The 11,504-nt window shown below is 61.7% G+C and carries 12 protein-coding genes; 3 read left to right on the plus strand and 9 right to left on the minus strand.

Annotated elements, in window-relative coordinates; translation table 11 throughout:
• Window positions 1-1,459: ArnT family glycosyltransferase (locus ADADOO_RS12870; protein ID WP_511277904.1), on the minus strand; the 1,459-nt coding region annotated here is incomplete at its 3' end.
• Between the two features lie 116 nt (window positions 1,460-1,575).
• On the opposite strand from ADADOO_RS12870, the gene purT reads away from it, so the two are divergent.
• Together purT and ADADOO_RS12880 are read left to right on the plus strand one after the other, a co-directional pair.
• Window positions 1,576-2,775 carry a formate-dependent phosphoribosylglycinamide formyltransferase gene (purT, locus tag ADADOO_RS12875; RefSeq protein WP_511277905.1) on the plus strand — a complete coding sequence of 400 codons (1,200 nt, stop codon included), beginning with the start codon at window positions 1,576-1,578 and terminating at the stop codon, window positions 2,773-2,775.
• A gap of 218 nt (window positions 2,776-2,993) precedes the next feature.
• A complete protein-coding gene (locus tag ADADOO_RS12880) occupies window positions 2,994-3,476 on the plus strand; it encodes a bacteriohemerythrin (RefSeq protein ID WP_511277906.1) in 483 nt (160 codons plus the stop codon).
• 36 nt (window positions 3,477-3,512) lie between these two features.
• On the opposite strand, the gene phoR is transcribed toward ADADOO_RS12880, so the two are convergent.
• The 8 genes from phoR to ADADOO_RS12920 form a co-directional block, all read right to left on the minus strand.
• Window positions 3,513-4,814, minus strand: coding sequence for a phosphate regulon sensor histidine kinase PhoR (phoR, locus tag ADADOO_RS12885; RefSeq protein ID WP_511277907.1), 1,302 nt, complete (start codon window positions 4,812-4,814; stop codon window positions 3,513-3,515).
• A gap of 5 nt (window positions 4,815-4,819) precedes the next feature.
• On the minus strand, window positions 4,820-5,506 hold the full coding sequence (gene phoB, locus ADADOO_RS12890; protein WP_511277908.1) for a phosphate regulon transcriptional regulator PhoB: 687 nt from the start codon (window positions 5,504-5,506) through the stop codon (window positions 4,820-4,822).
• Window positions 5,503-6,192 (minus strand): phosphate signaling complex protein PhoU, encoded by a 690-nt coding sequence (gene phoU, locus ADADOO_RS12895; protein ID WP_511277909.1) that lies wholly within the window; start codon window positions 6,190-6,192, stop codon window positions 5,503-5,505. Before phoU ends, phoB begins: the two co-directional genes overlap by 4 nt.
• Window positions 6,193-6,305: 113 nt before the next feature.
• Complete coding sequence (pstB, locus tag ADADOO_RS12900) at window positions 6,306-7,085, minus strand: phosphate ABC transporter ATP-binding protein PstB (protein WP_511277910.1); 780 nt, start codon at window positions 7,083-7,085, stop codon at window positions 6,306-6,308.
• A 163-nt stretch (window positions 7,086-7,248) separates the two neighbouring features.
• On the minus strand, window positions 7,249-8,187 hold the full coding sequence (gene pstA / locus ADADOO_RS12905; protein WP_511277911.1) for a phosphate ABC transporter permease PstA: 939 nt from the start codon (window positions 8,185-8,187) through the stop codon (window positions 7,249-7,251).
• On the minus strand, window positions 8,187-9,122 hold the full coding sequence (gene pstC / locus ADADOO_RS12910; RefSeq protein WP_511277912.1) for a phosphate ABC transporter permease subunit PstC: 936 nt from the start codon (window positions 9,120-9,122) through the stop codon (window positions 8,187-8,189). The genes pstA and pstC overlap by 1 nt, the downstream gene beginning before the upstream one ends.
• Before the next feature lie 91 nt (window positions 9,123-9,213).
• A complete protein-coding gene (locus ADADOO_RS12915; RefSeq protein ID WP_511277913.1) occupies window positions 9,214-10,212 on the minus strand; it encodes a PstS family phosphate ABC transporter substrate-binding protein in 999 nt (332 codons plus the stop codon).
• 105 nt (window positions 10,213-10,317) lie between these two features.
• Window positions 10,318-10,920: a hypothetical protein gene (locus ADADOO_RS12920; RefSeq protein WP_511277914.1), complete on the minus strand. Its 603-nt coding sequence runs from the start codon at window positions 10,918-10,920 to the stop codon at window positions 10,318-10,320.
• 132 nt (window positions 10,921-11,052) lie between these two features.
• On the opposite strand from ADADOO_RS12920, the gene rpiA reads away from it, so the two are divergent.
• Window positions 11,053-11,504: ribose-5-phosphate isomerase RpiA (gene rpiA, locus ADADOO_RS12925; RefSeq protein WP_511277915.1), on the plus strand; the 452-nt coding region annotated here is incomplete at its 3' end.

The raw sequence follows: 11,504 nt of genomic DNA on the forward strand, positions 1-11,504 counted from the left end.
AAACGCTGAAGCTCGGCATGATGATGCGCCAGGCGACGACATTGGTTTCGCCGCTCTGCTTGACGAGCAGCGCCGCTTCGCGCACGGGGCCTTGCGTGACGTCGATGACGCGCGGCGCGATGACGAGGGCGACCGTCGCCGCCTGGAGCAGACCGGCGATGACCAGGCCCTGCCAGACCGGCAGACGGCGCCAGAAGGCGAGGCTAACGACCGCGATGGCGAGCAGGGGCAACAACCAGCGGGCTTCGTCGGCGAAGGCGACGGTCAACCCGGAAATCAGCGTTTTTTCGAAAGGCCGGCTCACCTTGCCGGCAGCGAAGGCGAGCACTTCCGGCAGGGCGGCAAGGAGCAGCGCGAAGAGGATGATCGGCACGAAGGCCAGCCAGCGCCGCTCGAAATCGAGGCGATGGCGGGCGAGCAGGATGAAGAGCGGCGTGCAGCCGTACAGCAGGTAATGCGGCAATTGCGTGCCGGAGAACGAGAAGAAGGCGAAGACGACGACGAACCAGATGACCAGGAAAAGCTCGAACAGGCCATCGCGGTCGCTCTGGCGCAGCGCGCCGACGACCTTGCCGGCGATGGCGAACAGCCAGCCGGTGAAGGGCAGCAGGATGAGCGGCGTCACGGCGAAGTAGTACCACCAGCGTCCGCCGTGGCCTTCGAAGGTGTCGGCGTAGCGGTTGATGTTGTGTTTGAGGTAGAAACCGCGGAAGAAGGCGTCGCCCTGGTCAAGATAGACCGCGACGTGCCACGGCACGACGATGGCCAGGAAGAGCAGCCAGCCGGGCCAGAAGAAGGCGGCTTTGAGCCAGTCGCGCCAGGCGCCGGCCGAAACGAAGAAGAGGCCGCTGATGAGCAGCGGAAAGAAGACGGCGACCGGCCCTTTGGCCAGAAAACCGAGGCCGAGCGCAGCATAGACGGCGAACAGCAGGCGCCGCGTTTGGGCGGCCGGTTTGCCGTCCCGGCTGGCGCAAAAATAGTCGTAGATGCCGAACAGGGCCAGCGCGATGAGGAGATTGAGCAGGGCATCGGCAATCGCCGCCTTGGCGATGAAGCCGACGACCAGCGTCAGCGCCATGACCAACGAAGCGATCTGCGCCGTCATCTGGTTGCCATGGCGAACGCAGAAGCGGAACAGGGCGAAGACCCAGAGCAGTGCGAAAATGATCGATGGCAGGCGGAAACCGATTTCGCTGACGCCGAGCACGGCGACCGAGGCGGCCTGCGCCCAGTAGATGAGGATGGGTTTGTCGTGGCGCGGCGCGTCGTTGAGCGTCGGTGAAACGAGGTTGCCGCGCGCCATCATTTCGCGCGTCGCTTCCGAGAAAGCCCCCTCGTCCACATCGGTCAGCGGCAGGCTGTAAGCATTCAGAACAAAGGCCAGGAAGAGCGCCAGCAACAGGCTGAAGGGCGAGAGCAGAAAACGTTCGATGGAGAGCGGCAGGGAGCGAAATGGCATCGCGGCATTATAAAGCGCGGCGCCCCATCCCGGTGCGGCTGAAACTTGGCTTGACGATGCTACGGTCGACGCCTAAATTCGGCCAAAATCGAAATCCGCTCAACAGAGGAAACCCCATGCAAATCGGCACCCCGCTCTCCCCTTCTGCCACCCGCGTCATGCTGCTCGGTGCCGGCGAACTCGGCAAGGAAGTCATCATCGCGTTGCAACGCCTGGGCGTCGAAGTCATCGCCGTCGATCGTTACGAAAACGCCCCCGGCCACCAGGTCGCCCATCGCGCCCACGTCATTTCGATGACCGACGGCGCGGCGCTGCGCCGGCTGGTCGAACAGGAAAAACCGCATTTAATCGTGCCGGAAATCGAGGCTATCGCCACCGACATGCTGGTCGAGATTGAAGCGGCCGGGCTGGCCGAAGTCATCCCGACAGCGCGCGCCGCCAAGCTCACGATGAACCGCGAAGGCATCCGCCGGCTGGCTGCCGAGGAACTGGGCCTGCCCACCTCGCCGTATAAATTTGCCGATTCGCTGGCCGAACTGCAGGCTGCCATCGATGCCGGCATCGGCTACCCGTGCATCGTCAAACCGACCATGTCGTCGTCGGGCAAGGGCCAGTCGCTGTTGCGCGGCCCGGCCGACGTGCAAAAGGCCTGGGACTACGCGGCGAGCGGCGGCCGAGTCAATCAAGGTCGCGTCATCGTCGAAGGCTTCATCAACTTCGATTACGAAATCACCCTGCTGACCGTGCGCGCCCGCGACGCCAGCGGCGAAGTCGTCACGCACTTCTGCGAACCGATCGGCCACATCCAGGTTGCTGGTGATTACGTCGAATCGTGGCAGCCCCAGACGATGACGGCGCCGGCGCTGGCCCGGGCCCAGGAAATCGCCGGCGCCGTCACCGGCAACCTCGGCGGCCGCGGCATCTTCGGCGTCGAGCTGTTCGTCAAGGGCGACATGGTGTGGTTCTCGGAAGTCAGCCCACGGCCGCACGATACCGGGCTGGTCACCCTGTGCTCGCAACGTTTTTCGGAATTCGAACTGCACGCCCGCGCCATCCTCGGCCTGCCGGTCGATACCGCGCTGCGCGAACCGGGCGCCTCGGCCGTCATCTACGGCGGCATGGACGAATCGGGCATCGCCTTCGCCGGGCTGGAGGCGGCGCTCGCCGTGCCGCGTACCGACCTGCGCCTGTTCGGCAAACCGGAAGCCTTCAAGAAACGGCGCATGGGCGTCGTCGTGGCCAATGCTGGCACGACGGACCAGGCGCGGGCCAACGCCAAGCTGGCGGCCGGCAAGGTCCGTCCGATCAAGGGCTGATTGATCGGCGGTGACCACACCAGCAGGCATGACATCCAACCGGGTGGCGTTTGAAGTCATGACACATTGCTACGGTCAACCGGAAATTCCGGCGAAAAACATGATTGCGACCGTGAAATACTTCACGGTTGCTCTATGGCATCGTTGACGCACGTCAAAAGCATTACACCAAAAGTACTATTTACTCCTGACATTGTAAAAATGTCAGGAGAACAGCCGTGCCAATTATCTGGGATAAAAAACTCGAAACCGGGATTGAAGTGATCGACGCCCAGCATCAGCGCATCGTCGAATACATCAACGATCTCGAAATCGCCAAGATGAAGCTCGACAAGAAGTTGGTGAACGACACCATCGAGCAACTCATCGACTACACGCAGTCGCATTTCGGCTTCGAGGAAGAGATGCTCGAAGAGGCCGGCTACAAGTTCCTCAAGCCGCACAAGAAAGTGCATGAACTATTCATTCGCCGCGTCACCGACATCACCATGCGCGCCGCCAAGGGCGAGGACATTGTCGATGAACTGCACTCCTTGCTCTCGAAATGGCTGATCAACCATATCGCCAACGAGGATCGTGACTACGCCGAAGCGGTCAAGCGGATGACCGGGATCGATCACGGCCCGGCTGCCGTGGCAAGCATCGCCAGGCAACCCAGCCCGGGCTTCCTGAGTGGGCTGCTCGGCCGCTTCTTCCGCTAAGACCGTTGCTCCGGGCGGCTCGGCGAGCCGCCCAGGTCAGGAGACCTGGACGCGGGCCAGGCGCCCGACCGGAAATTTAGCCGCAAAGCGGCTGCCGATCCCCGGCGTACTCCTGATCTCAAGCTGGGCCTGATGCCGGTTCAGCGAGTGCTTGACGATGGCCAGGCCGAGGCCGGTGCCGCCGGCATCGCGCGAACGGCCGCGGTCGACGCGGTAGAAACGTTCGGTCAGGCGCGGAATGTGTTTGGCCTCGATGCCGATCCCGGTGTCCTCGACAGCGAACTCCGCGCCCTGTGGCGTGGCTTTCCATGCGATGCGGACGGTGCCCCCGGCTGGCGTGTAACGCACGGCATTGGCGACAAGATTTCCGAAGGCGCTGACCAGTTCGGGCTCCGAACCGCGCAGGTCGCACTGCCCGTCAACGTCGGCCACAAAGCGGTGCCGGCCGGCCGACAGCGCTTCACCATCGCGGCGCAGCTTGTCGATGAGGTTGCTCATATCGACCAGATCGTTGCCCGGCGGCGGCGCCGACTCAATGGAAGACAGGGTGAGCAGATCCTGGACAATCGACTCCATGCGCGTCGACTGCTCGGCCATCATCTTGAGGTAGCGCTGCTGATCGTCACGGGCCAGCTCGATTTCCTGCAGCGTTTCGAGGAAGCCGGCCATGACGGTGAGCGGCGTGCGCAATTCGTGTGAAACATTGGCGACGAAATCGCGGCGCATCCGGTCGACACGGTCGCTCTGCGTGACGTCCTTGATCTGCAAGAGGCGACGGTCACCGGCATAGGGAATGACGTGGATCGACAGCACCCGGTCCGTGCCGCGCTCCGAACGCAGGGTCAGCGGCCGCTCGAAATTACCGGCCTCAAGATAGGCGACAAACTCCGGCTGGCGCACCAGGTTGACGATGGGCTGGCCGCGATCACCGACCGATTGCAAACCCAATTGGGCTTCGGCGGTGGTGTTGCAGTAAATGATCTGCTGGTTGAGGTCGAGCGCGACGACACCGTCGGTCAGGGCCTGCAGCGCAGCGAAAAGGCGCTCAATCTTGTCGTCGCGTTCGGCAATCCGGGCGCGCAGGTCTTTTTCGTGCCGGTACAGGCGGCCAAAAATGCCGTCCCAGGCGCCCTCTCCTTCCAGGCAGGCATCGACCACCGGCCGATGCGACCAGCGATCGAGCCGGGCGAAGTTGCGAAAATGGAAAATCATTTGCAGGCCGAGGCCGGCGCAGAAGACCAACCAGCCGGCCCAGGCGGCGACGAAATAACCGACCGGCAAGGCGAAGAGGATCGACAGCAGGGCGAGCAGCACGGCCCGTATGATTTGGGCTGACACGCCGTTCAGGCTCCCCGGAAACGGTAGCCCGTGCCACGCACGGTTTCGACCCGCTCGTGGTTGCCGGAATCCTCCAGCGCCGCGCGCAGGCGGCGGATATGGACATCGACCGTGCGTTCCTCGATGAAGACGTGGTCACCCCAGACTTCGTCGAGCAACTGGGCGCGGGTATAAACGCGCTCGGCATGAGTCATGAAGAAAAAGAGCAGGCGGAATTCGGTCGGCCCGAGCTCGATCGGCTGACCGCTGGCGAGTACCCGATGGGTCGCCGGGTTGAGCGCCAAGCTGCCGATCTCAACCGCTTCGCCAGCCAGGTGCGGCGACCGGCGGCGGAGCACGGCGCGGACGCGAGCAACCATTTCCTTCGGTGAAAAGGGCTTGGTGATGTAGTCGTCGGCCCCGGCTTCGAGGCCCTGCACCTTGTCTTCTTCATGGACGCGGGCAGTCAGCATGATGATCGGCAGTTCGCGGCTGCGCTCGTCGGCGCGGATTTTCTTGGCCAGCGCGACGCCGGATTGGCCGGGCAGCATCCAGTCGAGAATGACCAGATCGGGCAGCGCGGCGCGGATCGCCGATTCAGCCTCTTCGGCGCTACCGGCGCGCACAACGAGAAAACCGGCGTGCTTGAGGTTGACCGTGACGAGTTCCTGGATAGCCGGCTCGTCTTCGACGACGAGAATCGTCGGTGTCACTGCGCCTTCTCCTTGGTGTGGCGGATGTCACGCCCCTCGACGATGTAGACGACCTGCTCCGAAATATTTTTGGCGTGGTCGCCAATGCGTTCGATGGCCCGGGCGATCCAGATGATGTCGATCGAGGTGGTGATGGTGCGCGGGTCCTCCATCATGTGGGTGATGAGCTGGCGGATGATCGACTTGAATTCGGCATCAACATCCGTGTCGGCACGAATGACATCAGAGGCCTGCGGCGTATCGAGCCGGGCGAAGGCGTCGAGCGCCTGGCGCACCATGGTCAGCGCCGCTTCGGCCAGATGCCGGATACCAACGCCGTACTGCCCGGGCAGATGGCCGTTTTCATAGATGCGGCGAACACCCTTGGCGATCTTTTTGGCCTCGTCGCCGGCCCGTTCGAGATCGGTGACGATTTTGCTAATGCCAAGGATCAGGCGCAGGTCGGAGGCGGTTGGCTGGCGCTTGGCGATAACGTGGGCGCAGTCGTCGTCGATGGCCTTTTCGAGCTCATTGACCCGGCGATCGGTCTCGACAATGGTCTTGACGCTGGCGATTTCACCCGTTGCATAGGCATCGATGGCGGCGGAAACCTGGGTTTCAACCAGACCGCCCATGTGCAGAACGTGGGTACGCAGGCGGCTGAGTTCGTCATCGAACTGGCTGGAAAGGTGGTGGGATTCGCTCATTTCATTCTCCTTGATTTCATGTGCCCGTGCGTCGTGACGCGCAGCCCCACCGAAGGCAGTGCGGAGGCACGACGAGGCGGGGGGGCAAAGTCGCGGCGGGTGGGCGCACGAAATTAGCCCATGCGGCCGGTGATGTAGTCTTCAGTACGCTTGTCCTGCGGCTTGATGAAAATCTCGTCGGTCTTGCCGAACTCGATCAACTCGCCGAGGTACATGTAAGCGGTGTAGTCCGAAACGCGCGCCGCCTGCTGCATGTTGTGGGTGACGATGAGGATGGTGACGTGCTTTTTGAGTTCATGCACCAGCTCTTCGATGGCGCCGGTGGCGATCGGATCGAGCGCCGAGGTCGGCTCGTCGAAAAGCAGCAATTCAGGATCGGTGGCCAAAGCACGGGCGATACACAGGCGCTGCTGCTGGCCGCCGGACAGATTGGGCGCCATGTCCTGCAGGCGGTCCTTCACTTCATCCCAGATGGCGGCACCGCGCAGGGCCTTTTCGACCTTGTCGTCGAGCGCCCGCTTGTTGTTTTCGCCGCGCACGCGCAGGCCGTAGGCGACGTTTTCGTAGATGGTTTTCGGAAACGGATTCGGTTTCTGGAAAACCATGCCGACGCGCATGCGGACTTCAATCGGATCGACGTCCGGCGACAGCAGGTTGGTGTTGTCCGGAAAGAAGCGGATTTCGCCTTCGTAGCGGTTGCCCGGATAGAGGTCGTGCATGCGGTTGAAGCTGCGCAGATAGGTCGATTTACCGCAGCCGGAAGGGCCGATCAGGGCGGTGACCTTCTTGTCGTAGATCGGCATGTTGATGCCCTTGAGCGCCTTCGCCTCGCCGTAGAAAAAGTTCAGGTTGCGGGCTTCGGCCTTGAGGGTCGGGTGATCGTGAATCTGCATCGGAGACTCCATTTCGGATTTCATTTTTGGGCAATTTTTCCGGTTGACCGTGGAAGTTAAGTCTTGAGGCAGTGCGTTGCCAACGCGAAGACAAGCCGCAGACAGTGCGAGTAGCACGGCAAGGCGAAGTCGACAAAGTTGGCGGCGCGCTGCTTCATGACGATCACCACTTGATGTTCTTGCGCATTTTGTAGCGAAGATAAATCGCAACCCCGTTCATGGTCAGGACCATGGCCATGAGCACGAAACCGGCGGCGGCGGCATTCACTTCAAAGGCCGGATCGGGACGCGAGGTCCAGTTGAAAATCTGGATCGGCATCACGGTGAAGGGCGACATCACCCAGTCGAACAGGCCGGCATTGACCCCCGGGCTAACTTCGGTGAAGGGCACCGGCGGCAGGAAGGCAATGAAGGTCAGCGCACCGATGGTGATGATCGGCGCCGTCTCGCCGATGGCACGGGCCAGCCCGATGATGACGCCGGTCAGGATGCCGGGCATGGCGTACGGAATGATGTGATAGCGGCAGGTCTGCCAGCGCGTCGCACCAACCGCCATCGAGCCCTCGCGGATCATCGCGGGAATGGCGCGGATCGCTTCGCGGGTCGATACGATGATGATCGGCAGGATGAGCAGGGCCAGCGTCAGGCCGGCCGACAGGATGCTCTGACCAAAACCGAAGGTATAGACGAAGATGCCGAGCGCCAGCAGGCCGTACACAATCGACGGCACCGCGGCCAGGTTGGTGATGTTGATCTCGATGATCTCGGTGATCCAGTTGCGCTTGGCGTACTCCTCAAGATAGACGCCGGCGGCGACGCCGATTGGCACCGCAGCCAGGGCAGTGACCAGCATGACGAGCAACGAGCCGACCCAGGCCGACAAAATGCCGGCCTGCGTGGCGCGCCGCGAGGCAAAGTTGAGGAAGAAATCAAGGGTGAAACGCTCGGAGCCCTTGGCCACCATGTCGGAAATCAGTAACACGATGACAAGCAGCGCAACAGCCAGGCAGAAGATGCCGAGCACCTTGAAGATGGCGTCCTTGAGCTTGCCCTTGGCGATCAGGGCGCGGATTTGTTCGGTGGTCAGGGAATGGGCTTGCATCAGTAGTTCTCCCGGAATTTGCGGCGCAGCCACTGGCCGAGAATGTTAAACATCAGGGTAATCAGGATCAGCGTCAGGCCGGCGGCGAAGATGGTCTGGTAACCGATCGAGCCGTGCGGCAGGTCGCCGAGGGCGACCTGGACGATGAAGGAGGTGATGGTGGCGGCCGGTTCCATCGGGTTCCAAGTCAGGTTCGGCTGCATGCCGGCGGCGACGGCGAGGATCATCGTTTCGCCGACCGCGCGCGAGATAGCCAGGATGTAGGACGCAGCGAGACCAGAGAAGGCGGCCGGAACGACGACGTGCAGCGCCGTATGGAGGCGGGTCGAACCCAGCGCATAGGAGCCTTCGCGCAGGCTCATCGGCACGGCGCGCATGGCATCCTCGGACAGCGAGGCAATGTAGGGCACGATCATGATGCCCATGACCAGACCGGCGGAAAGCAGCGAGAAACCGGGCAGCTCCGGAAAAAGTTTCTGCAGCAGCGGGGTGACCATGAGCAGTGCGAAGTAGCCGAAAACGATAGTCGGGATGCCACCGAGCAGTTCAAGAATCGGCTTGGCGACTTCGCGCACCTTGCCATGGGCGAACTCGGACAGGTAGATGGCGATGATCGTCCCCATCGGAATCGCCACGACGAGCGCGACAAGCGAGGAAACGAGGGTGCCGGAAATGAGCACCATGATGCCGAAGTGGGCATCGTCGAAGAGCGGGGTCCATTGGGTATCGGTCAGGAAGTCGACGATGCTGACATGCTGGAAGAACTGGACGGACTCGGAAACGAGGACATAAACGATGCCGATGGTGGTCAGCACCGACACCGCGGCGGCGGCGAAGAGCATCGCCTCGATGAGGCGTTCGCTGATATGGCGCAGGGCGTTGTGTGACAGGCGATCGCTGACCGTGGGCAGGTCGGATGGAGAGTTTGCAGACATGACGTGATTCACTTGAAGATTCCTTACGGCGTGAAACCCGGCCGTAGCCGGGCTTCTGCGACTGGCGGGCCGAAGCCCGCCAGATCGGAGTTTACATCTTTGCTTCGCGCTTCATCAGGTCTTCGATGGTGATGCCAATTTCATTGTGACCACCAAACACGGTGCCCAGCTTGTTTTTCTTCACATGCTCAAGGTTGCCAAGATAAGCGGAAGCCGGCAGCGGTACGTACTTCACTTCCTTGGTCAGCGCCGCGCCGTTTTTCATGTAGAACTCGACGAACTCCTTGACCTCGGGCTTCTGCAGCGACTTGGCCTTGACGTAGATGAAGATCGGCCGCGACAGCGGCGCGTAGGTGCCGTTTTCGACATTGGCGCCGGACGGTTCAACCGCCTTGCCGGTCTTCGGATTGACGATCGGCAGCGCCTTCAGCTTGCCGGTATTCTCGGCGTAGTAGGCGTAGCCGAAGTAGCCGATGGCATTGACGTCACGCGAGACGCCTTGAACCAGCACGTTGTCGTCTTCGGAAGCAGTGTAATCGCCGCGCGAGGACTTGGCCTTGCCGACCATGGCTTCGGTGAAGTACTCGAAGGTGCCGGAGTCGGCACCAGCGCCGAACAGCTTGACTGGGGCATCAGGCCAGGCCGGATTGACCTGGTTCCACTTCATGATCTTGCCCTGGGCAGCCGGTTCCCACAGCATCTTCATTTCGGCGACGGTGGCCTGCTTGAGGAAGGCATTCTTCGGGTTGACCACAACGGTCAGCGCGTCAAAGGCGACCGGCATTTCGATGTATTCAACACCAGCGGTCTTGCACAGTTCCATTTCCGTCTTGGTGATCGGCCGGGAAGCGTCGGAAATATCAAGTTCGTCGCGGCAGAACTTCTTGAAGCCGCCGCCGGTGCCGGAGATACCAACCGTCACCTTGATGGCGTTCTTCTTGGCTTTCTGGAATTCCTCGGCCACCGCTTCGGTGATCGGGTAGACGGTGGAAGAACCGTCGATCTTGATGACTTGAGCCTGGGCGGATTGGGCGCCAATCAAGGCGACACCGGCAACGGCTAAGGCAGAAACAAGTTTTGAATTCAGCATGGGTAACTCCTGAACAGGGTTGAATGGACAACGCTGCGGAGATTACCCGTCGATTATTACAGTCAAGTGACAGACTGTAATAATCGAAAAATTATGACTTTTTGCCTACTTGGCCGGACGCCCGGTCTTGATGCGCTCGACGCGCCCCATCACCGCTTTCAGCTCGGCATCGTTCAAGGCCGCGAGCAGAGCAATGCCACCGCGCAGCAATTCGCTTTTCTTGACGTCGTTGCCGAGCCCGCTCAAGCGCTTCTTGAGCACGCCGATGCGGGCATATTCGGCCTCTGGCATGGCATAGCTATCACGCACCAGCTTCACTTTTTTGGCCTTGGCCGGCTTCGCAGCCTTCGCCGCTTCCTGCTTCATGACCTTGGGCTGATCGTATTTGATCGCCTGCGCCTTGACCAGCGCATCGGCCAGCACCTTCTGATGCTTGGCGACGGTGGCCTCGACCGGAGTCGGCTTGCGCACCACCTTGGCCTTGCTGGCCGCCGGGGCTGGTTTGGCCTCCCCTGGCGCAGGCTTCTCGGCGGCGACCGGCACCGGCGTTGGCGCGGCAGTATTGGCAACCGGCGCAGCAACAGCCTGGGCAACAGCCACGGCCGGCTTCACTTCAGCCTTCGGCGCGGTGCGCGGGACCAGCTTCTTCACCGGGCTGGGCATTGCAACAGGCTTGGCAGCCGGGGCTTTCCTGATTTTATCGCTCATCTTGCTCTCCCTAAAAAAACGGTATGAGTAGTTTAGTCACTATGAAAGCATGCCAAAGTTAAACTTTTATGACCGTTTTGGACTAAATCGACGGGTTAAAATGCGCGGCAAACCCCATTCAGGAGGAGCAGCATGACCCAGGACGAACTCAAACAGGCCGTCGCCCAGGCCGCCGCCGACTACGTCGCGCAGACGGCACCGGCCGGCAGCATCATTGGCGTCGGCACCGGCTCGACGGCCAACTTTTTTATCGATGCGTTGGCCCCGTTGAAAGACAAATACACGGGCGCCGTGGCCAGTTCGGAAGCCACCCGCCAGCGCCTGGAAGACCATGGCATCAGGGTCTTCGACCTCAATGACGTCGACGACATCCCGGTTTACGTCGATGGCGCCGATGAAATCGACGCCGGCCTCAACATGATCAAGGGCGGCGGCGGCGCGCTGACGCGCGAGAAGATCGTCGCCGCCGTGGCCCGTCAATTCGTCTGTATCTGCGACGGCTCGAAGCTCGTCGAGGTGATGGGCAAGTTCCCGCTGCCGGTCGAGGTCATCCCGATGTCGCGCGCCCATGTCGCCCGCCAACT

Origin of the sequence: Azonexus sp., assembly GCF_036170495.1 — a bacterium.
Lineage (GTDB): Bacteria > Pseudomonadota > Gammaproteobacteria > Burkholderiales > Rhodocyclaceae > Azonexus.